The organism is Amycolatopsis coloradensis (genome assembly GCF_001953865.1).
Classification (GTDB): Bacteria; Actinomycetota; Actinomycetes; order Mycobacteriales; family Pseudonocardiaceae; genus Amycolatopsis; species Amycolatopsis coloradensis.
The window spans coordinates 225,782-247,220 of sequence record NZ_MQUQ01000003.1; the positions used below are offsets into that span (position 1 = coordinate 225,782).

General features: G+C 69.5%; 20 protein-coding genes. 5 read left to right on the top strand and 15 right to left on the bottom strand.

Annotation, left to right across the window (positions count from 1 at the left end):
* Nucleotides 1-43 precede the first annotated feature (43 nt).
* Nucleotides 44-817: an ESX secretion-associated protein EspG gene (locus tag BS329_RS04625; protein ID WP_076155945.1), complete on the bottom strand. Its 774-nt coding sequence runs from the start codon at nucleotides 815-817 to the stop codon at nucleotides 44-46.
* A complete protein-coding gene (locus BS329_RS04630; protein ID WP_076155947.1) occupies nucleotides 810-1,601 on the bottom strand; it encodes an ESX secretion-associated protein EspG in 792 nt (263 codons plus the stop codon). Before BS329_RS04630 ends, BS329_RS04625 begins: the two co-directional genes overlap by 8 nt.
* A 112-nt stretch (nucleotides 1,602-1,713) precedes the next feature.
* On the opposite strand from BS329_RS04630, the gene BS329_RS04635 reads away from it, so the two are divergent.
* From BS329_RS04635 to BS329_RS04645, 3 genes are read left to right on the top strand one after another with little or no spacing between them, the layout of a single operon-like run.
* Nucleotides 1,714-2,307 carry a TetR/AcrR family transcriptional regulator gene (locus BS329_RS04635; RefSeq protein WP_076155949.1) on the top strand — a complete coding sequence of 198 codons (594 nt, stop codon included), beginning with the start codon at nucleotides 1,714-1,716 and terminating at the stop codon, nucleotides 2,305-2,307.
* Nucleotides 2,304-2,951, top strand: coding sequence for a VC0807 family protein (locus BS329_RS04640; protein ID WP_076155950.1), 648 nt, complete (start codon nucleotides 2,304-2,306; stop codon nucleotides 2,949-2,951). Before BS329_RS04635 ends, BS329_RS04640 begins: the two co-directional genes overlap by 4 nt.
* A gap of 11 nt (nucleotides 2,952-2,962) precedes the next feature.
* Nucleotides 2,963-4,492, top strand: coding sequence for a carboxylesterase/lipase family protein (locus tag BS329_RS04645; protein WP_076155952.1), 1,530 nt, complete (start codon nucleotides 2,963-2,965; stop codon nucleotides 4,490-4,492).
* A 69-nt stretch (nucleotides 4,493-4,561) separates the two neighbouring features.
* On the opposite strand, the gene topA is transcribed toward BS329_RS04645, so the two are convergent.
* Entirely contained in the window at nucleotides 4,562-7,456 is a 2,895-nt protein-coding gene (gene topA / locus BS329_RS04650; protein WP_208619147.1) for a type I DNA topoisomerase, read from the bottom strand.
* A gap of 268 nt (nucleotides 7,457-7,724) precedes the next feature.
* Here topA and BS329_RS04655 point away from each other — a divergent pair, with 268 nt between their 5' ends.
* Nucleotides 7,725-8,537 (top strand): S1 family peptidase, encoded by an 813-nt coding sequence (locus tag BS329_RS04655; RefSeq protein ID WP_076155953.1) that lies wholly within the window; start codon nucleotides 7,725-7,727, stop codon nucleotides 8,535-8,537.
* Between the two features lie 84 nt (nucleotides 8,538-8,621).
* Here the strand turns inward: BS329_RS04655 and BS329_RS04660 are convergent, their stop codons facing one another.
* From BS329_RS04660 to BS329_RS04675, 4 genes are all read right to left on the bottom strand, one after another.
* Complete coding sequence (locus BS329_RS04660; RefSeq protein WP_076155954.1) at nucleotides 8,622-9,233, bottom strand: hypothetical protein; 612 nt, start codon at nucleotides 9,231-9,233, stop codon at nucleotides 8,622-8,624.
* 34 nt (nucleotides 9,234-9,267) lie between these two features.
* Nucleotides 9,268-9,852: a hypothetical protein gene (locus tag BS329_RS04665; RefSeq protein WP_076155956.1), complete on the bottom strand. Its 585-nt coding sequence runs from the start codon at nucleotides 9,850-9,852 to the stop codon at nucleotides 9,268-9,270.
* An 89-nt stretch (nucleotides 9,853-9,941) separates the two neighbouring features.
* Complete coding sequence (locus BS329_RS04670) at nucleotides 9,942-10,490, bottom strand: hypothetical protein (protein WP_244197034.1); 549 nt, start codon at nucleotides 10,488-10,490, stop codon at nucleotides 9,942-9,944.
* Between the two features lie 118 nt (nucleotides 10,491-10,608).
* Complete coding sequence (locus BS329_RS04675; RefSeq protein WP_076155957.1) at nucleotides 10,609-12,870, bottom strand: sodium-translocating pyrophosphatase; 2,262 nt, start codon at nucleotides 12,868-12,870, stop codon at nucleotides 10,609-10,611.
* Nucleotides 12,871-13,190: 320 nt separating this feature from the next.
* On the opposite strand from BS329_RS04675, the gene BS329_RS04680 reads away from it, so the two are divergent.
* Nucleotides 13,191-15,680, top strand: a complete 2,490-nt coding sequence (locus BS329_RS04680; protein WP_076155959.1) for a DEAD/DEAH box helicase — start codon at nucleotides 13,191-13,193, stop codon at nucleotides 15,678-15,680.
* 23 nt (nucleotides 15,681-15,703) lie between these two features.
* Here BS329_RS04680 and BS329_RS04685 read toward each other — a convergent pair whose 3' ends face one another.
* The 8 genes from BS329_RS04685 to ssd form a co-directional block, all read right to left on the bottom strand.
* A complete protein-coding gene (locus tag BS329_RS04685) occupies nucleotides 15,704-16,330 on the bottom strand; it encodes a bifunctional DNA primase/polymerase (RefSeq protein WP_076155961.1) in 627 nt (208 codons plus the stop codon).
* Nucleotides 16,331-16,736: 406 nt separating this feature from the next.
* A complete protein-coding gene (locus tag BS329_RS04690) occupies nucleotides 16,737-17,093 on the bottom strand; it encodes an Rv3654c family TadE-like protein (RefSeq protein WP_076155962.1) in 357 nt (118 codons plus the stop codon).
* The gene (locus BS329_RS04695; protein ID WP_076155964.1) at nucleotides 17,090-17,434 is read right to left on the bottom strand and encodes a TadE family type IV pilus minor pilin; all 345 of its coding nucleotides are present in this window, start codon (nucleotides 17,432-17,434) and stop codon (nucleotides 17,090-17,092) included. The genes BS329_RS04690 and BS329_RS04695 overlap by 4 nt, the downstream gene beginning before the upstream one ends.
* Complete coding sequence (locus tag BS329_RS04700) at nucleotides 17,434-17,607, bottom strand: DUF4244 domain-containing protein (RefSeq protein WP_076155965.1); 174 nt, start codon at nucleotides 17,605-17,607, stop codon at nucleotides 17,434-17,436. Before BS329_RS04700 ends, BS329_RS04695 begins: the two co-directional genes overlap by 1 nt.
* 15 nt (nucleotides 17,608-17,622) lie before the next feature.
* Nucleotides 17,623-18,249, bottom strand: a complete 627-nt coding sequence (locus BS329_RS04705) for a type II secretion system F family protein (protein WP_244197035.1) — start codon at nucleotides 18,247-18,249, stop codon at nucleotides 17,623-17,625.
* Complete coding sequence (locus BS329_RS04710) at nucleotides 18,213-18,953, bottom strand: type II secretion system F family protein (RefSeq protein ID WP_076155967.1); 741 nt, start codon at nucleotides 18,951-18,953, stop codon at nucleotides 18,213-18,215. The genes BS329_RS04705 and BS329_RS04710 overlap by 37 nt, the downstream gene beginning before the upstream one ends.
* Nucleotides 18,950-20,092 (bottom strand): TadA family conjugal transfer-associated ATPase, encoded by a 1,143-nt coding sequence (locus tag BS329_RS04715; RefSeq protein ID WP_076155968.1) that lies wholly within the window; start codon nucleotides 20,090-20,092, stop codon nucleotides 18,950-18,952. Before BS329_RS04715 ends, BS329_RS04710 begins: the two co-directional genes overlap by 4 nt.
* Nucleotides 20,089-21,162 (bottom strand): septum site-determining protein Ssd, encoded by a 1,074-nt coding sequence (ssd, locus tag BS329_RS04720; protein ID WP_076155969.1) that lies wholly within the window; start codon nucleotides 21,160-21,162, stop codon nucleotides 20,089-20,091. The genes BS329_RS04715 and ssd overlap by 4 nt, the downstream gene beginning before the upstream one ends.
* Nucleotides 21,163-21,439: the final 277 nt, after the last annotated feature.

Here is a 21,439-nt window from a genome sequence, read left to right on the forward strand (position 1 = left end):
TCCAGGTCCATCTGCCCGCCCTCCCCCTCATCGCGTGAAGCGGCTACGTCCGGCTCAAGTCCACCGCCTCGTGCAGCCAGCCCGCCAACGCCAGGCGGTCCATTCCACCGAACATCAGCCACCCTTCGGAAGGGGCGGCGTACACCACGAACCTCCCCAGATCGTTGTCGACGATCACGAATCCGTAGTCCGGGTACTCGGCGTTGAGCCCGCCGAAGGCGACCAGGTCGAGAATCGCCGTCCCGGTCCGCGGCCTGGTCAGCGTGTCGCCGACCAGGCCGACCTCTTCGTCCTGACCGGGCAGCGGCACGCCGTGCTCGTCGATCCGGATGCGCATCGGCGCCACTTCGCCCGCCGGGACGTGCGGGAGCCCGCCGAACACGCGGGCGCCCAGTTCGCCGAAGTCGCTCAGGCTGAACGTGGTCCGCCGCCCCGACCGCATCCGCCAGACGACCGCCTGGTGCCCGTCGCCGTAGCAATCGACCCGCACCGCGCGGGGCGCGGACGCGAAGACGCCGGTGAGGACGCCTCGCACCGAACCCCGCAGCATCACGCCGTGCATCTGCATCGCGGCGGGGTGGATCTCGCCGTTCTCCATCAGCCCGGCCTCTTCGAGCATCGCCGCCTTGGCCGCGTACCGCTCGGCCTGGGTGACGAGATCCGCCGGCTCGTCGTAGGACGGGCACAGGCGGCGGATCTCGTCGTCGGTGATCTCCGGGTCGTAGCCTAGGTACACGCTCCGGCGCTCGGGCACCGCGCGCAGCACCGGCTCGGCGGCGCGCTTCATCAGTTCCTTCACCGTCTTCGGCTCACGCATGGTTCTGCACCGCCTTCACGATCCACTCTTCGGCCATCGACCGGCTGGCCGGACCCCAGGTGAGCGTCCAGCCGCCGTCGGCGTCCATCGCCGCGCTGAACTGGTACCGGCCGAGGTCGTTGTCCACCAGGCCGAACGCGCCGTGCGGATACTCGGCGAGGATGGAGTTCCGCACCGCGAGATCGACCAGGACGGTGCCGTGACGCGGCCGCGAAGCACCCTCACGGATCACCTCGACGGCCTCTCGAGCCCTCAGCGGGATCAGGCCACCCGCGTCCGTCCGGATACGCACGGTCTCGCCGGGGCCGGTCGGGTGGTCGGGCAGCCCGTCGAACACCCAGCCCGGCAGCGCGCTGAGGAAACCGGACCGCAGCCGCGCTCGCCTGCCGAGCTTGTTCAGCACCGTGGTGTAGTCCTCGTCGCCGAAGAACCGGACCTCCCACGGCTCCGGGCGGGCCGGGAAGACCCCGGTCACCACGCCGCGGATGAACCCGCCGCGCAGCGCGCGGTAAAGCCCGACGGCCTCGGGGGTGACCTCGCCGCCGGGGGCCAGTCCGATCGCCGCCATCCCGCTGACGAACCGGGTGTACTGCTCCACCTCCTCGGCAAGGGTGAGCCCCGGAACCGGCTCCTCGTCGGCCAGCACGGGTGGCACGGCGAGTTCCGGATCGTAGAACTCCATCACCGAGGGACGCTCCGGAACCTCGGCGGCCAGCGGGGCGATGACCTCGTCGATGACGTCGAAGACAGCGGTCGTTGAAGTGCTCACCTGACCATTGAACACCCTGGTACCGACAATTTTTAGAACTTTTGTTCGAACGGGTGGGGTCGGTCGGCGAGCGGTCGGTGAGCGGTATCCGGTCGACGGATTTGCTCGACTGAGCTATCTTTTGCTCATGCAAGCAAAAGCGAAGACGTTCACCGAGAGTGCCCGGCGCGCACAGATCGTGGCCGCGGCCATCGAGACGATCGCGGGTCTCGGCTACGCCCGCGCGTCGTTCGCTCAGATCGCGAAGGAGGCGAAGTTGTCGAGCACTGGGCTGATCTCGTACCACTTCGCGAACAAGGAGGAACTGGTCCGCACGGTCCTCGAAGACGTCTTCGGCGAGATCAGCGCGTTCATGGCGGAACGGATGAGCACGCCGTCGTCCGCGAGCGCGGCGCTGCGGACCTACCTCGAGGCCAATCTCGAGTTCGCCGCCGCACAGCCGACCCGGATGCGGGCGCTGCTGAACATCTTCCTCGGCGGCGCGCTCGGCTACGACCCGGCGACCGAGCAGGCCGCGCTCGAACCGGTGGAACGCATCCTGCGCTGGGGCCAGGAGAGCGGCGAGTTCCGCGACTTCGACGTCCGGGTGATGGCGACGACCATCCGGCGATCGGTGGAGGGCCCGGTCTTCCTGCTCGCCGGGGCGCCGGAAACGGACCTCACCGCCTACGCGGAGGAACTGGTGACCCTCTTCGACCTGGCGACCCGCCGTCCGACATGACCTCCGCGATCCGCCAGTGGAGCATGGTGCTGCTCGAAATCGTGGTGCCCGTCGCGGGCTATTACGTGTTGCGGGGCCTGGGCACGGACGTCCTGCCCGCACTCGCCCTCGGCGCGCTGCCGACCGTGCTTTTCTTGCTGTACCGGGCGATCCGGCTGCGCGAGATCGACACCTTGGCGATCTTCGTGCTGGTCGTCTTCGCGGTCAGCGTCGGCGTCTCGTTCATCACCGGCAGTCCCCGGTTCATGCTGGCGAAGGCCGGCTGGTTCACCGGGGCGATCGGTGCCGCGTTCCTGGTCTCGCTGCTGTTCACCCGGCCGCTCGCGTTCACCCTGGCCCGCTCGATGCTCGCCAAGAGCCCCTGGGCGGAAGCCTTGCGCGCCGCCGACTGGAACGACCTGTGGCCGCGGCACCGGTGGTTCCGGCGTGCCTGGCGCGTCGCGACCGTCCTGTGGGGTGTCGCCCTGCTCGCCGATGCCGCCGGGCGGGTCCTGATGGCGTACGCCCTCCCGATGGACGCCGTTCCCGCTCTCGGCACCGCGCTGTACGGCGTCACGTTCGTCGCCGTCCAAGTGCTTCAACACCTCTACTTCCGCCATGCCGGACTGTGGCGCCGTCTCGCGGAGGAACCCGTCCACCCCTGAAGGGACATCCGATGCATCTACTACTGGCAGTCGTCACCGGCCTTCTCACGATCATCGCGGCCGCCGACCCGCTCGTCGTGCGCACCGACGCGGGACCGGTCCACGGCAAGGAGTCCGGGCCGGCCCGGACGTACAGCGGGATCAGGTTCGCCGCCCCGCCCGTCGGCGAGGACCGCTGGAAGCCGCCGCGGCCACCGGAACCGTGGGAGGACGTCGCCGACGCGACGAAACCGGGGAACATCTGCCCCCAGCGCACCGGCGGCGGCACGGAAGACTGTCTCTTCCTCAACGTCACGGTGCCGCGCGACGCGGGAAGCCGTCGGCTGCCGGTGCTGGTCTGGTTGCACGGCGGCGGCTACACCCTCGACGCGGGAAGCTTCTACGACGCGCGACGCCTGGCGGATCAAGGCGACGTCGTCGTGGTGACGACGAACTACCGGCTCGGCGTGTTCGGCTACTTCGGGCTTCCGGGGCTCGCGGGCTCCGGCGATTTCGGCCTGGCGGATCAGCTCGCCGCGTTGAACTGGACGCAGCGCAACATCGCGGCGTTCGGCGGCGACCCACGCGACGTGACACTGGCGGGGCAGTCCGCCGGTGGGATGAGCACCTGCGCGCTGCTCACGTCGCCCGCCGCGACCGGTCTCTTCCACAAGGCCGCGATCATGTCCGGCTCCTGCATGCTGGACTGGCCGACCGGTGGCCTGATCCCGAACACGGACGCCCAGACCCAGTACTCGCCGCTGGCCGAAACCGAAGCCGACGGCGTGGCGGCCGCCGCGCGCCACGGCTGCACGGGCCCGGACACGATCGGCTGTCTTCGCCGCCTCCCGGCCACGGATCTGGTGAAGGACCACCAGACCTTCGCCAACCACCTGACCTATCACACCTCGCTGCTGCCGTCCGATCCCGCGAAAGCGTTGCGGCGAGGCACTTTCCACCGGGTCCCGATCATCTCCGGCGGCACCCGCGACGAGATGCGGGCGTTCATCGCGGGCGTCCACCTGGTCAAACCGATCACCGAAGAGCGCTACCAGGAATTCCTTCGCGCGTCCTTCGGCTCGCGCGCCGCCGAAGTCGCCGCGAAGTATCCGTCGCGGGACTACGAATCACCTGCCATGGCGTGGGCGACGGTCACCACCGACCGCTCCTGGGCGTGCCCGACGGCCGAGGGGAACCGGCTGCTTTCACGGCGGACTCCGGTGCACGCCTACGAGTTCGACGACAAGAACGCGCCCAACGTCAACGTCATCGAGGCGCCGGGCCTGCCGCATGGCGCGGCGCACGCGCTCGAACTCGGCTACCTCTTCGAACTCCACGGCAAGGAACTGCCGCTACAGCCGGAGCAGAAACGCCTGTCGGAGCAGATGATCGCGTACTGGACCGCCTTCATCCGCACGGGTGATCCGAACGCGGCCGGTTCGCCTCGGTGGGACTCTTTCGCTCACGGAGGTCCGGTGCTCTCACTGGCGCCGGACGCGATCCGGCCGATCGACCACGTCGCCGATCACCGGTGCGACTTCTGGGCGGGCCTTCGCCCCTGACTGCAATGAAGGGGCCTTTCATAGCGAATTCGCCATGAAAGGCCCCTTCATTGCGCTTGAGACAGTGCGCTACTTCGTCTTCGTGGCCGTCGAGCGCGAAGCGGGCTTCTTGGCCGCAGTCGTCTTCGCGGCTGCCGACTTGGTCGCGGTGGTCTTCTTGGCCGCGGTCGTCTTGGCGGCCGCGGGCTTCCGCGCCGGAGCCTTGCGCTTGGGCGCGGGGCCCTTCGCGCGCTTCTCCGCCAGCAGTTCGGCACCGCGCTCGGCGGTCAGCTCCTCGATGCTGTCCGACTTCCGCAGCGTCGCGTTGTACTCGCCATCGGTCACGTACGGACCGAAGCGGCCGTCCTTGACCACCATCGGCTTACCCGACACCGGGTCGTCGCCGAGTTCCTTGAGCGGCGGCTTCGCGGTCGCGGACCGGCCACGCTGCTTCGGCTCCGAATAAATCTTCAGCGCCTCTTCGAGCGTGATCGAGAAAAGCTGGTCCTCGGTCGTGAGCGAACGCGAGTCCGTGCCCTTCTTCAGGTACGGCCCGTAGCGCCCGTTCTGCGCGGTGATCTCGTCGCCGGATTCCGGGTCCTTGCCGACCACACGCGGCAGCGAAAGCAGCTTCAGCGCGTCTTCGAGGTTCATCGTCTCGATCGACATGGACTTGAACAGCGAACCCGTACGCGGCTTCGGCTGCTTCGCCTTCGCGGCCTTCTTCTGCGCGGCTGTCGCGCCTTCGGGCAGCGGCTCCGGCTCCGGCAAAAGCTCGGTGACGTACGGGCCGAAGCGGCCTTCCTTCGCCACGATCTCGTGCCCGCTGACCGGGTCCTTGCCGAGTACGCGGCCTTCCTGCGGCGTCGCGAACAGCTTCTCCGCGATCTCCTGGGTCAGCTCGTCCGGCGGGAGGTCCTCGGGCAGGTTCGCCCGCTGCGACGTCCCGTCGACCTCACGCTCGAGGTATGGGCCGTAGCGGCCGACGCGCACGACGACGGTGTGGCCGTCGGCGTCGCTGAACAGCGGGATCGAGTTGATCTCGCGGGCGTCGATGTCCTCGACACCCGAGCCGACCAATTTCTTCAAACCACCCAGCCGGCCGACGGAGCCGTCGACGCCCATGTCGCCACCGAAGTAGAACTTCGACAGCCACTGCGTCCGGTGCTCGTCACCGGCGGCGATGCGGTCGAGCTCGTCCTCCATACCGGCGGTGAAGTCGTAGTCGACCAGCCGCTCGAAGTGCCGCTCCATCAGGCCGATCACGGCGAACGCGACCCAGGAGGGCACCAGCGCGGAACCCTTCTTCCACACGTAGCCGCGGTCCTGGATGGTCTTGATGATCGACGCGTACGTCGACGGGCGGCCGATGCCCAGCTCTTCGAGCTTGCTGACCAGGCTCGGCTCCGAGTAGCGCGCCGGGGGCGACGTGGTGTGCCCGTCCGGGCTCAGGTCGGTCGCGGTCAGCGCCTGGTCCTTGACCAGCTGAGGCAGACGGCTCTGCTTGTCGTCCGCCTCGCCACCGCTCTCGGTGTCGACGGCCTCGACGTACGCCTTGAGGAACCCGGCGAAGGTGATCGTGCGGCCCGAGGAGGCGAAGGTGACCTCTTCGCCGCTGGTGGCGGTGCCGACGATGCGCACCGACATCGTGGTGCCCTTCGCGTCCGCCATCTGCGACGCGATCGTGCGCTGCCAGATCATCTCGTACAGGCGGTACTCGTCGGTGTCCAGATCCTTCGCGACCTGGCCCGGCGTGCGGAAGACCTCGCCGGAGGGACGGATCGCCTCGTGGGCTTCCTGCGCGTTCTTCACCTTGCGGGTGTACTGGCGCGGCGACGGCGAGACGTATTCCTTGCCGTACAGCTGCGTGGCCTGGCTGCGCGCCGCCGAGATCGCCGACTCCGACAGTGTCGTGGAGTCGGTACGCATATAAGTGATGTAACCGTTTTCGTACAGCTTCTGCGCGATCCGCATGGTGCGCTCGGAGGTGAACCGCAGCTTGCGGCCCGCCTCCTGCTGAAGGGTCGAGGTCATGAAGGGCGCGTACGGCTTCCGCGTGTACGGCTTCTCTTCGACGCTCGCGACCTTGAAATCACGGTTCTTCAGCGCCTCGGCCAGCCGGACCGCGTCGGCCTCGGCCAGCACGCGGATCTCGTGGTTCGAGGCCTTCAGCTGCCCGTCCGAGCCGAAGTCACGGCCGGTGGCCAGCCGTGCTCCGTCGACGGCGATCATCCTGGCCGGGAAGTTCCGCGGCTCGCCGTTCTCGGCGCCGGCGGCTGTGTTCTCCATCGTCGCCGAGATGTCCCAGTACGACGCCGAGGTGAAGCGCATGCGCTCGCGCTCCCGCTCGACCACGATCCGGGTCGCCACGGACTGTACGCGGCCCGCCGAAAGCTTCGGCATGACCTTCTTCCACAGCACGGGTGAGACCTCGTAGCCGTAGAGCCGGTCGAGGATGCGGCGGGTCTCCTGCGCGTCGACCAGGTCGCCGTCGAGTTCACGGGTGCTGTCGGCCGCGGCGCGGATCGCCTGCTCGGTGACCTCGTGGAAGACCATCCGGCGGACCGGGATCTTCGGCTTGAGGGTTTCCAGCAGATGCCACGCGATGGCCTCGCCTTCGCGGTCGGGGTCCGTCGCGAGGTAGAGCTCGTCGACGTCCTTCAGCAGGCTCTTCAGCTCGGTGACCTTGGACTTCTTGTCCGGCGTGACGACGTACAGCGCCTTGAAGTCGTTGTCGACGTCGACACCCAGCCGCGCCCACGACTCGCCCTTGTACTGGGCCGGCACGTCGGCCGCGCCACGGGGAAGGTCGCGGATGTGTCCGACGGAGGACTCCACGACGTAGTTGACGCCGAGGTACGGGGCGATCTTGCGGGCCTTGGTCGGCGACTCGACGATCACCAGCCGACGACGGCCCGCGCCGTCGTCCGACGCCGCGGTCTTCTTCGTCCGTGCTCCTGCCACGCTGTCCTGCTCTCCGCTCATCTTCGGCGCCTTCGCGCCGCCTCTCGACCCGTCAGTGTGCACGCTCGCACCACCCGGACCACGTCTAGGTGGTGCAACACGCCGCCGATCGTGTGTCCAGCGCATCGCCGCTGACCTCGCCGATGTTTCCTTTCAAGACCTAGCACGTGATGTCGGACACGTCCCCCCGGGGTACCGCGTGACGAGGTGAACACCCTCCGTTCGACGGTGGTGGCTCCCTTCCGCCAACGCTTCACTTGATATCCACGCCGAACCGAAAGGACTCCACGTGACCCGACGACTCCTCGGCACACTTTTCGCCATGCTGACCGCATCCGCCCTGGTCGGAGCCGCCCCGGCGGAAGCGGCGACGACCACTTTCGCCGGAACCGTGGCGCTGTCGAATTGCTCCGGGTCGGTGGTCAAGCCACCAGAGGCGAGCCTCGACGACCCCGCCCTCGTCCTTTCCAACGGCCATTGCCTCCAAGAAGGTTTCCCTGACCCTGGAGAAGTAATCGTCAATCAGCCTTCGTCACGGACCTTCAGCCTCCTGTCCAAGGACGGCCGTTCGTCGCTGGGCACGCTCAAGGCGAAGAAGCTGCTCTACGCGACGATGACCGACACGGACGTCTCGCTCTACCAGCTCAACACCAGCTACGCCAAGATCAAGGCGACCTACGGCATCGCCCCGCTGACGCTCTCGCCGACCCGTCCGTCGGCGGGCGTCGCGATGGACGTGGTCTCCGGCTACTGGAAGAAGATCTACTCCTGCAACATCGACGGCTTCGTCCACGAGCTGCACGAGGCGGACTGGGTCTGGAAGGACTCGATCAGGTACACCCCGGCGTGCAAGACGATCGGCGGGACCTCGGGGTCGCCGATCATCGAAACCTCGACCGGCAAGGTCGTCGGCGTCAACAACACCGGCAACGAAAGCGGTCAACGGTGCACGATGAACAACCCGTGCGAGGTCGACGCGGCCGGGAAGGTGACCGTGCGGAAGGGCATCAACTACGGGGAGCAGACCTATCAGCTGACCTCCTGCCTTTCGCGTAGTGAGCTGGACCTGGCGAACCCGAACTGCAAGGCGCCGAAGCCCTGACCGTCCGCCCCTCCCGGATGTTATGAACGGACCTTTCATAACAAATTTTGTTATGAAAGGTCCGTTCATAACACACTCGAAGCTTCACCCGGCGCGGACGACGGGCACCAGGCTCGGCCAGGCGGGTTCCGCCCCGGCGGGCGCGTCCCCGATCAGCTCCAGCACGTGCGCCAGCCGCCGGCGGCCGGTGACGCGCAGTAAGGACTCTTCACCTTTCAGTACTTTCGCCGGCACACCGAGCTGCGCCAGTGCCGCGATCAGCCGCTCATGGGTCTCCGGCGCCTCCGGATCGAGCGCGAGCAGGTAGCCGTTGCCCTGGGGGCTCCCACCTGCCAGCGCCCACATCCTCAGCATCGCCCCGTCGAGCCGGAACCCGTCCGGCAGGACCTTTTCTTCACCCTGACTCCAGCGCCGCTCCAGCGGCAGCAAATCGACCCGGAACGGCGTTCTCACGAGCGGCCGCCCGCATTCGGCGGCCGAAACCTGCGCCTCGGCACCACGCCGACGGCATTCACGGGCGAGGGCGCGGGCCCGCCACGGCTCGTCGACCAGGGCTGACAGCCGCGCGGCCGTCCGCCCGAAGCCCGTCATCCGCCCGGGCCCGCACAGCACACCGGCGAGGTCGGCGAGCCCCGGCCCGCTCGCCTCCGCCGAGAAGAGCGAGATCGTCCCGTCCACCCCGACACAATAGAACACAAGTTCGACTCATGGCCAGTGACAGTCCGGTGACTCAGCGCGGTTGCTTGACCAATTCCTGGCAGATTTGGATCCGGCTGCTCGCGGAAGCGAGCTGAGGCACGTCATTAAGGCCCCTGAGAAGGTCGAGACGGTCGAGTTCGTCGAGCGACGTCCTCGCGTCGCGAAGGGCCGTCTTCGTCGCTTCGGCGTCGGTTGAGGAGTCAAGGCGGTGGCGGACGTCGTCGGCGCGGACGCGGATGTCATCGAGTTGGGCGACGGCGGCCGCTCGCGAGGCGTCGCCGCCCGCGACCGGAGACGGACCGAGGTTCTTGAGCGCGGCCGAGGTGCGGTTCAGTCCTTCGACCACCGAGCCCATCAGTTCACCGGAGGTCCGGGATGCCTGCTGGGGCGTGCTCGGATCGACACTGGGCAGCGTCGCCAGCGTCCGTACGAGCCCGCCGGCCGCGCCGCAGTACCCCTCCGCCCAGGCGGAGGCGGGGTCGGCCTGCGACGCGCTGACCGTCGCGAGACCTTCTTGTCTGGCATGGGAAGTCACCGCGGGCTGCTGCCCGCACCCGGCGAGGCCGAGTCCGATACCTGTTGCTAGCGCGGCAAGGACGGTGAACCGCGGCCGCACGAATACACCTCCCGACCTGACGACTTCCCAGCTGGCCCTCGACGGTACCGATACCGCGGGGCATTGCAAATCAACGTGGCGGAAAGAAGTCAAGAGGGCAGCTTCTCGCAGTTGGGCGCCTGCCCGGCCAGCGCCTTCAGCGACGCGTTCGTTTCCAGCTGCTGGAACGGGTCGGGCATGTCGTTGATGTCCGACCCGATCTGGCGGAACGCGAGCCCGGCCTCCGCCGTTGCCGCTTTGTCGTTCTTCGGGGCGGCGTCCAGTTTGGTCTTCGCGGCGATGACCTTGTCGCGGATCGGCGTCAGCGCATCGACGATGCTCTTGCGCGCGGCCTCGGCTTCCGCGCTCGGCGCCTGGCCGAGTCCGTTCAGTCCGGTCACGGCGTTGTCGAAACCCGGGGCGAACACACCGAAGGCCGCGTCCATCGCGTTCCGGGCGTTCGCGGGGTCGTCCTGTTCGAAGTCGGGCATCCTGAATTCGCCGATCTTGGCGAAGTCGATCAGCGAACCGCAGAAGCCGTCCATCCACGAGCCTCCGGCGGCGGGGGTGGGAGAAGGCGGCGCGGCGGCCGTCGGCTCGGTGCCGCCGCAACCCGCCAGCAGGAAAGCGGCGGCGAACAAGGCCAGCGAACGCCTCATGGCAGGGACTCCCCGGATCGGGATTCAGTGTGACGCGCAGAGATTAGCCTGCCCCGGACGGCCGCCGGGCCCGCCACGGAAAATCCGTGACGGGCCCGGCGGGCGGTACTTTCCGGCGTTACGCCTTCGCTTCCGCGGGAGTGTCGGAGAGAACCGACTCGCGGCGCTTGGAGACGACGATCGCGGCCACGATGATCGCGACGGCGACCAGCGAGATCCCGATCCGGACGCCGACGTTGGCGTCCGGGCCGATCGAGAACTGCACGACCGCCGGGGCGATCAGCACCGACACCAGGTTCATCACCTTGATCAGCGGGTTGATCGCCGGGCCGGCGGTGTCCTTGAACGGGTCACCCACGGTGTCACCGATGATGGTGGCCTCGTGCGCGTCCGAACCCTTGCCGCCGTGGCTTCCGTCCTCCACGAGCTTCTTCGCGTTGTCCCAGGCGCCACCGGAGTTGGCGAGGAAGATCGCCATCAGGGTCCCGGTCGCGATCGCACCACCCAGGTATCCGGCGAGCGCGCCGGTGCCGAGGCCGAAGCCGACCGCGATCGGGGCGAAGACCGCGAGCAGACCGGGCGTGGTCAGCTCCCGCAGCGAGTCACGCGTGACGATGTCGACGACCCGTCCGTACTCGGGACGGGTGGTGCCCTCCATGATCCCCGGGATGTCACGGAACTGGCGGCGCACTTCGTAGACGACCGCGCCGGCGGCCCGGGACACCGCGTTGACCGCGAGACCGGAGAACAGGAACACGACCGCCGCACCGATGATCACACCGACGAGCGTCTCCGGGCCGACGATGTTCGCGATGAACTCCTTGCCATCGCCGACCGCCTTGGTGATCGCGTCCTGATAGGACCCGAACAGCGCCGTCGCCGCGAGGACCGCCGTGGCGATGGCGATGCCCTTGGTGATGGCCTTGGTGGTGTTGCCGACCGCGTCGAGCTCGGTGAGGATCTGCGCCGCGTCCTCGTCGACGTCACCCGACATCTCCGCGATACCCTGCGCGTTGTCCGAAATCGGGCCGAAGGTGTCCATCGCGACGATGACGCCGACGGTGGTCAGCAGCCCGGTACCGGCCAGCGCCACGGCGAACAGCGCGACGCCGCCACCGACCAGGAAAGCGCCGAATACGGCCGCGGCGATGACCAGCGCGGTGTACACAGCGGACTCGAACCCGACCGAAATACCGGCCAGGATCACCGTCGCCGCACCGGTTTCCGAGGACTTGCCGACCTCCTTGACCGGCTTGTACTCGGTGCCGGTGTAGTAGCCGGTGACCTTGAGGATGATCGCGGCGAGCACGATGCCGATGATCACCGAAAGGGTCGCGATCAGCGCCGGGTTACCCGACTTGCCGGCGAAGGCCTCGCCGAACTCGGAGAACGAACCGGGCAGGTAGACGAACGCCGCGATCGTCGACAGCACCGCGGAAATGGCCGCGGAGATGTAGAACGAGCGGTTGATCGTGACCAGACCGCCTTCGCCCGCCTTGGCCTTGGTGATGTAGACACCGATGACCGCGGTGATCACGCCGATGGCGGGGACGATGAGCGGGAAGATCAGGCCGTGCACGCCGAAGGCGGTGCTACCCAGGATCAGCGCCGCCACGAGCATGACCGCGTACGACTCGAAGAGGTCGGCGGCCATCCCGGCGCAGTCGCCCACGTTGTCACCGACGTTGTCGGCGATGGTGGCCGCGTTGCGCGGATCGTCCTCGGGGATGCCCTGCTCGACCTTGCCGACCAGGTCGGCGCCGACGTCGGCGGCCTTCGTGAAGATACCGCCGCCGACACGCATGAACATCGCGATCAGCGCGGCACCGAAACCGAAGCCCTCCAACACCTTCGGGGCCTGTCCGGTGTAGACGAGGACGACCACCGCGGCACCGAAGAGGCCGAGGCCGACGGTGATCATGCCGACGACGCCACCGGTGCGGAACGCCAGGCGCATCGCCTTCTCGCGACCGCCGGGCTCCCGCGACGCGGCCGCGACGCGCAGGTTCGCCTGCGTCGCCAGCCACATGCCGAGGTAGCCGATCGCGAAGGAGAATCCCGCGCCGACCAGGAAGAAGATCGACCTGCCGATCTTCTCGTTCCAGTCGTCGGCCGGCAAAGCGAAGAGCAGCACGAATACGATTCCCCCGAAGATCACGAGGGTGTTGCGCTGCCGTTTGAGATAGGCAGCCGCGCCTTCCTGCACTGCCTTCGCGATGTCCTGCATCTTGGAGGTGCCCTGGCCCGCGGCCAAGACCTCCTTGAGCAGAACGTAGCCGATGACCAGTGCGGCAAGGGCGACCACGGCGATTACACCGACAATGGTGTAACCACCTCCGGTGAGCGTGAGATCGCCCGCCGCGAGGAACTGCCGGGACATTCGTCCTCCTGGAGACGTCGCCGTTGGCCAGCGAGCGACCCGCCGATGGGACCGGCGGCTCCCGCGCTGGCATGGGGATCTGAACCGAATGTCACGCTAGTCGCACTGCAAGGTACGTCTCACATGACGCTCGCCACAGACGGTGTGGATTGCGGGAGTGTATTGGTAGTGGGATGGAGGACGGCAAGGCGTCCCCGCCACCACACGTTCCGTTACCTTGTGAGGCTGATCACTGTATCGATCATCCCGCGCCCTTTCCGGCGGCCGGCCCGTCCGGCGACGGCCGATTTCTGTCGGGGTGCTGTGCGAAGCTTCCGAAGGTGGACGGCACAGCGGAATCCGGTAAGGGGCGGCGGCTTCTCGACCGCGCGACGGCGGGAATCCCGGCTTCGCTGTACCCGGTCACCCATGTGGCCGAACTGCCCGCACGTTCGGCGGATTCGGTGGACTGGCCGGAGTGGGCGGCGGCTCCGGTCGTCGAGGCGCTGACGGCGAGCGGCGTCAGGACGCCTTGGCGGCATCAGGCCGAAGCCGCGTCCCTGGTCCACGACGGCAAGCACGTGGTGATCTCCACCGGCACCGCGTCCGGCAAGTCGCTCGCGTACCAGTTGCCCGTGCTCTCGGCGCTGGTCGAGGACGAGCGGGCCTCGGCGCTGTACCTCTCACCGACCAAAGCGCTCGGCGCCGACCAGTTACGCGCCGTGTCCTCTTTGAACATCAAGAAGGCGCGTGCCGCGTCGTTCGACGGTGACACCCCGCTGGAGGAGCGGGACTGGGTCCGCGCGCACGCGAATTGGGTGTTCACGAACCCGGACATGCTGCACCGCGGGATCCTCTCTTCGCACGCGCGCTGGTCGCGGTTCTTCCGGCGGCTCTCGTTCGTCGTCGTCGACGAATGCCACAGCTATCGTGGCGTCTTCGGTTCCCATGTGGCGCTGCTGCTACGCAGGCTGCGGCGGGTCGCGGCGTACTACGGCGCTTCGCCGGTCTTCGTTCTCGCGTCCGCGACGACGGCCGACCCGGCGGCGTTCGCCGCGAAACTGTCCGGGCAGGACTGCGTCCCGGTCACCGAGGACGGCTCGCCACGTGGCGCCCGCACGGTCGCGTTGTGGGAACCCCCGCTGCTGTCGGAGAACTCCGGCGAGAACGGGGCACCGGTACGGCGCTCGGCGGGCGCGGAGGCTTCGCGGATCCTCGCCGAGCTGGTCATCGAGGGCGCCCGCTCGCTGGCGTTCGTCCGGTCGCGGCGAGGCGCGGAACTGACGGCGCTCGGCGCACGGCGGATCCTGTCCGAAGTGGACGGTTCCTTGGCGGAGTCCGTTGCCGCGTACCGGTCCGGGTACCTGCCCGAGGAGCGGCGCGCCCTCGAAGCGGCGTTGCTCTCCGGGCGGTTGCTCGGCGTGGCGACGACGAACGCGCTCGAACTCGGCGTCGACATCGCCGGGCTGGACGCGGTGGTGCTGGCCGGTTATCCGGGCACGCTCGCGTCGTTCTGGCAGCAGGCGGGCAGGGCTGGGCGCGCGGGCGACGCGGCACTGGTCGTCTTCGTGGCCCGTGACGATCCGCTGGACACCTATCTCGTGCACCATCCGGCCGCGATCCTGGACCGGCCGGTGGAGGCCGCCGTCCTCGACCCGTCGAACCCGTATGTGCTGGCGCCGCAACTGGCCTGCGCCATCGCCGAACTCCCGCTGACCGAACCGGAGGTCGCGGCCTTCGGCGGCGACGCGGCGCGTGCCGTGCTCGCCGACCTGGTCGCGGAGAAGATCATCCGGCGCCGCACGAGCGGGTGGTACTGGACTTCACGCGACCGGCCACACGCCGACGTCGGCATCCGCGGTTCCGGCGGCGAGCAGATCGCCGTGGTGGAAGCCGATTCCGGGCGGATGCTCGGCACGGTCGATCCGGGTTCCGCCTGCTACGCGGTGCATCCCGGCGCGGTGTACCTGCACCAGGGTTCGTCCTATGTGGTCGACGAACTGGATCTGGAGACCGGGCTCGCCATGGTGCACGCGGAGGATCCGGACTGGACGACCTCACCGCGCGAGATCGTCGACATCAGCGTGCTGCGCACCGAGGAAACCCGGGTGCACGGCGGGATCACGGTGAACCTCGGCGAAGTGTCGGTGAGCTCGCAAGTGGTCGGCTACTTGCGACGACGACTGTCGGGTGAGGTGCTGGACCAGACTCCGCTGGACCTGCCGGAGCAGAGCCTGCACACCCGCGCCGTCTGGTACACGATCTCGGCGGAGCTGCTCGTCGGTTCCGATGGAACCGGCGTTGCCGATGGCGTGGCGGGGACCGGGGGCCATCGGCCGGGGGCCGGGGTTCTGGAGCCGGTGGGGACCGGAGGCTCCAAGGTGGGGACCGAGGAACTTGGCGGGACACCGGGGACGGGCGCCGTGTTGGATCCGGCGCGCGTCCCCGGTGCCCTGCATGCCGCCGAGCACGCGGCGATCGGCCTGCTACCGCTGTTCGCCACTTGCGACCGCTGGGACATTGGCGGGGTGTCTACCGCGTGGCACGAGGACACCGGGGAGGCGACGGTGTTCGTGCACGATGGCCATCCCGGGGGTGCGGGATTCGCCGATCGCGGGTTCGCCGCAATTGTCCCTTGGCTGGCAGCGACGCGGGAGGCGATCGTTTCCTGCGAGTGCCCGGCCGGCTGCCCGTCCTGCGTCCAGTCGCCGAAGTGCGGGAACGGCAACGATCCGCTGGACAAGGCGGGGGCAGTGGCCGTTCTGGACACCGTGCTCGGGGCGTTGCGTCAGCACGGGCCGCAGTCTGGCCACTTGGTGGTTCGAAAATGATGTGGCTTGAAATCGTGGGTTGATCAGGCGGCGGTGGTCAGGGTCACCACGGGGGTGGCGGCCTTGTCACCGGTCAGCGCGCGAACGAGCACGTCATGCACGTCTGCGGCCTCGGGCAACTGCCAGCCCCAGACCTCGGGCTTGACCCGCCAGTGCACGACACCGTGCTGGAACGGCGACGGGGGCAGCGGGATGTAGTCGTCCGCCCCGTGCCACTGGATCGACGCGTGGTCGGCCAGCTCCCTCGGGATGCTCGCGGCGACGGTGGTGAGGAACAGCCAGCGGCCGTTCGGCATCGCGACGATCGGGGCCGGGTGGCCGGTGGCACGCAGCAGGCGGGCGGCCGCTTTGCCGAGTTCGTCGTCGACCTCGATGGCATCCAGCACGGTGCCGGTGGCCACGAGGAGGCTGTGCGTGTCGTCGCCGAACCAGGTGGCGACCTCGTGCGGGTGGGTCGCGATCAGTTCACGCCAGTTGTCCTGTGCCGGGACGGGACGCCGCCAGGTGAGGTCGCCGCCGTCCGCGGTGATCGCGGCGGGCTCGGCACCCGGGAGCACCGGCCAGCCACGCCATGCGAGGCCGATCGCCTCCGCCCGCATCTCGATGCGGAAGGCGCCCCGCCAGCTGTCCGGCCAATTCGCGTCCAACATTACTGTCCCTGCCTCAGGTCAACTCTGTCCTGTGTGGCCACCCGGCGACCTTCTCGAAGTGGCGTACGTCTCAATAAACGGCAAGTTGCACATCGGGAGAAGACCTCACGCGACAACCGGCGGTTACTTAGCGATGAACGCGCGGTAGTCCGACTCGACGGACCGAACGCCGCACGTCCGGTTAACGGGCCGCGACGACCGGTACGACGCCGTTCGTCGCGGCTGAGCAGGGCATCCCGCCCCGGTGGCCCCGCATCCGGCGAGCGGTGCGGGACCGTTCGGCGGACCGCTGATCATGGCTTCGACCGCTCGCCGCACGCCAACGACCGCTGCTCGCGCCCAGCGGTTACTCGCACGTACTACCGGCCGGTCACCGACGAGACGACCGCTCACCGTGCGTCGCCCCTCACGGTGGCCGGTCGACCGGCCCCGCCCTGGCCCGTGCCTCCGCCCGGCCGACGGCCGCGAGGTGCCCGGACTCCGCTGACCGGACCTCGACCAGGGCGTCACCTCGCTCCCATCGGCAGGTCAGCAGCGTGACCGACATCCGGACGGCGACCTGTCGTGCCCGCTCGCAGGCGGCACCGGGACCGTCCGTCGCGTGTGAGGCCGCGGCGAGCGCCGCCAGATCGGCCGCGGCCTCGGTGTGGTGCCGGGTGGTGACGGCGGCGCCGATCCAGAAGGTGAACGCCGCCGCGCAGACCAGGACGGCGACGATCGAGGCGGTCCATACGGTCGCGACGCCGCGATCGTCCCCGCTCACGGCCCTCCTCCCGGCTCGGCGATCGCGAAGGCGCGAGAACGCAGGCGGATGCCCGGCAGCAGTCCGGCCACCGGTTCGGCCTCGACGCCGGCGGTGATGGCGTCGCCTTCGCGGACGACGTCCAGCCGGGCGCCGGACGGCGCGATCTCCCGCACCGCCTGTTCGGCGCGGGCGGGCTGGCCGCGGGCGAGGAGCCGGGCGGCCTCGCGGGCCGCGTCGGTGCAGCGGAGCTGATCGGCGGCGACCCCGATCCCGGCGAGCAGCAAGGCCGAGACGAAGGTCAGCGCGACGATGCCGAGCGCGGCCTCCACCGTGACGGATCCGCGGTCACCGCCGGGCATCAGAACTTCACCGACAAGGCCCGCTCGATGAGCGCGGTGAGCCCGGCGACGACGTCCTCGCTGGTGACGACCAGGTAGAGGACGGCTGCCAGCGCGGCGGCGGCCAAGGTGGCGATGGCGTACTCGACCGTCGCCATTCCGTCGTCGCCGCGGAAGGAGGGGAACTTGCTCATGGGATCGCCTTTCGATCAGAGGACGCCGTCGAGCCGGCCGGCAAGGCCGAGCACGACGGGCAGGACGCCGAGGCAGAGGAACGCGGGGAGGAAGCAGAGGCCGATCGGCGCGGCCAGCAGCACTCCGGCCCGTTCGGCACGTTCCTCGGCTTCGGCGGAGAGCGACTCACGCAGCCGTCGCGCGAGATCCTTCGCGTGAGCCGCGAGTGTGGTGCCCGCCCTCGCCGTGCGGACGGCGGCGACGGACAGTTCGGTCAGACCGGGCCGCTCGCGGACCGGTGCCCAGGCTTCGGCGGGCTCGACGCCCAGTGCGAGATGTGACGCCACCGAACGCAGAGCCTCCGCGGTCTTCGGTGACGCGGACGGCACGACGGCCTCGAGTGCGACGGGCACCGGCAGCCCGCTGGCCAGACACGCGGCGAGGAGGTCGAGAGTGGCCGCGGACCGGAGGAGTTCGGAGACACCGGAGACACTGGAGACACTGCTGTCCCGGGCCGCCCGTTCTCGAAGCCACGTGAGGAGTCGTCCCGGCCGCGCGGCGACCCCGGGACCGACGCGTGGCCAGCAGAAGACGGCACCGCCCAGCAGGATGAGCGCCGCTCCGGTCAGCACGGCGCCACCCGCCCGGTGAGTGCCCGGCACCAGGCCGTTCCCGCCCAGATCAGCCCGCTGCCCACGACGAGAAGCGACTGACCGGCGCCCGTCCCGGTGAGGACACCGAGCGGGCCCGCCCCCATCACCTCGCCGAGCAGCAGGCACACCAGCGGGAGGGCGGCGAGTACGGCGGCACTCGCCCGGGGGCCGGCCATCTTGGCGTTGAGACGACGCCGGAAGCCGATCTCCGCCTCGGCGTCCCGTCGCGCGGCGTCGAGCACGTCGGCCATCGGCAGTCCGAACCTGCTCGCGAGCGCCCAAGCGTTCACGAGTGCCGGTGGCGCGTCCGGATCGGCCGGCGTACTACCGAGCCGGGCGGCCGCGATCAGCCCCCGCAGCCGTCCGGACGCCGCGGGCAACGCGTCCGCCGCGGCTTCGGCCGCCGCGACAGGATGGGCGCCCGCCCGGAGTTCGCCGATCATCGTCCGCAGGACGGACACGGTGAGTTCTGCTTCGGCCAAGGCCGCTTTCGCCCGTGCCCGCCGCCGGTGCTCCTGGCGGACGGTCAAGGTGAGCACCAGCGTCGCCAGTCCCCACCCGATCCCGAGGACCGGCACGACGAGCAACGCGGGCAGCGGCCACCAACCCGCGCGAGCGGCCCGAGGAAGGCGCCAGATGTATGGAGTGCCCGTCACCGATCTCGGCCAGCAGGCCAGCCCGGCACCGCAGGAGAGGAGGATCCAAGGGCTCATGCCGCCAGCTCCTCGAACGGTGTCCCGTCGCCGATCCAGTGGCCCTTGCTCCAGACCGGGACGACTTCGGCCTCGCCGCGCAGTGACCGCAGCACGCCGACCTCGTCCAGCCGCCGGATCCCGCTCGGCAGGCGGCGCATGTGCAGGACCACCCGCACCGCCGCCGTCAGCTGGCTGTGCAACGCGTCCCGTTTCAGTCCGCCGAGCGCGGCCAGCGCCTCCATCCGCGCCGGGACCTCGGACGGCGAATTGGCGTGCAGGGTGCAGGCTCCGCCCTCGTGCCCGGTGTTCATCGCGTTGAGCAACGCGCACACCTCGGCTCCGCGCACTTCGCCGACGACCAGGCGGTCCGGACGCATGCGCAACGCCTGTCGCACCAAGTCGCCGAGCCCGATCTCACCCGCGCCCTCGACATTGGCCGGGCGGGCGATCAGGCTGACGAACTGGGGATGGTCCGGTTGCAGCTCGCCCGCGTCCTCGACGCAGACGATGCGTTCGGCCGGGGGCACCGCGCCGAGCAGCGCGGAAAGCAGGGTCGTCTTACCCGCTCCGGTCCCACCGGACACCAGGAACGCGAGCCGTCGCCTGATGACCGAATCGAGCAGGTCCGCGCCGCTGGCGCCGAACGCCCCGCGCAAACGCAACGCGGCGAGGTCGTGGGTGGCGGGCCTCAGCACGCGGAGCGAAAGGGAGGTCCCGGCGGGCGCGATCGGCGGGAGGACCGCGTGCAGCCGGATCCGGCCGTGCGGCCCCACGCCGGGAAGCCAGCAGTCGGCGAACGGCTGCGAGTCGTCCAGCCGCCGTCCGCCCGCGAGGGCGAGCCGCTGGGCCAGCCTGCGGACGGCCTCCTCGTCCGCGAAACGGACGTCTGTCTTTTCGAGGCCTTCGCCGGTGTCGGTCCAGACCTTGTCCGGAGCGGTGACGAGAACGTCGGTGACGCCGGGCTTCTCGAGCAGCCTCGCGAGCGGACCGGCACCGACGAACTCGTCGCGGGCCAGCCGGACCGCGCCGAGGACGGCGTCCTGACCGAGCGCGCCGCCCGCTTCGGCGCGGACGGCCCGCGCCACGCTCACCGGATCCGCCGGGACCGCCGATCCGGCCAGCCGCCGCCGGACCCGCTCGACCAGCTCGTCGGTCATCGCGAGGCACCGGCCAGATTCCCGCGCGCGGCCGCGAGGACCTCGGCGGCGGCCGTGGCCAGATGCCCACGATGTTTCAGGACGAACTCGCCGCGGTCGAGAGCCGCCGACAGGGACCGCTCGCGACCCATCGACGTGATGAGCGGGGCGCCGACGGCGTCGGCGATCTCCTGCGGGATCAGCCCGGCGGGCGACGGCCCCCGGACGGCGACGCCGATCCGGGTCGTGTGGGGTTCGAGCCTGGAGAGGACCTGTTTGGCCGCCGAGCAAGCACGAAGTTCCGCCGGAACGACGACCACGACCAGATCGGCCAGTCCGACGACTGCGGACGTTTCGGCGCCGAAATACCTCGGCAGATCACAGACGACCGTCCGCCCCGCCCGCCGCCCGGCGCCCAGCACGCCCTCGATCGCGTCCGGCCCGGGGCCACGCCCTTCCCTGCCGTAGGACACAAAGGACAGTGAGCCGGTGGCGCACCGTTTCCGTGGCAGGGCTTCGCTCAACGCCGTCATCGACACCCGGCCGCCGAGGTCGAGTTCCGGCCAGCGCGGTCCGCGATCGCGTTCGGCGGCGAGGAGGACGTCGACGCCGCCGCCGAGTGGATCGCAGTCGACGAGCAGGCCACCGCTCCCGGACTTCTCCGCCTGGTACGCGACGGCGGCCGCCAGCACGGAGGCCCCGGCGCCGCCCCGCCCGCCGATGATCCCGATGACGACACCGTCGTCACGCGCCGGCCCGTCCACGACGTCGGCGAAGGCGCCGATGAGGTCACCTTCCTCGTCCGGCAGCGAAAGGACCTTTTCCGAACCGGTGTTGAAAGCGCGTTCCCACGTCACCGGCGACGGCGCGCCCTTGCAGACGAGGAGGACCTTGTTCCGCCGCAGCAAACGGTTCGGCGCGCTCGCGGCCTCTTCGTCGAGCACCACGAGCGGCGCGCGAGCCCATCTCCCGCGAGCGGCGTCCAGATCGGGCGCGCGTTCGACCTCGCAGCCCGCGGCCGCGGCCACGCGCAGGATCTCATCGAGCAGGATGTCGTCTCCGGCGACGACGAGAGGGTGTTCCTCGGTCATGTCTCCCCCAGTGATTCGGTCGGACTCGGGTCTGTGACTCCACGGTCGCGCCGGATCCCGTCCGCGCACAACGCCATTCCGTCCCGCCTGTGGACAACCGGGGTGTTGTGGACAACTCCGCCGCCGGGAACCGGTTTCCCGCCGTTTCCGTCGGACCCCTCTGGCACACTTCCCGGCTTTCCCCAAACGAAAGAACCCTCTCCGTTCCGGCCGATCCTGGAACGAAAAGGGCTGAGAAACAAGAAAATTCGCCAATACCGGCCGGATCGGCGTTGTC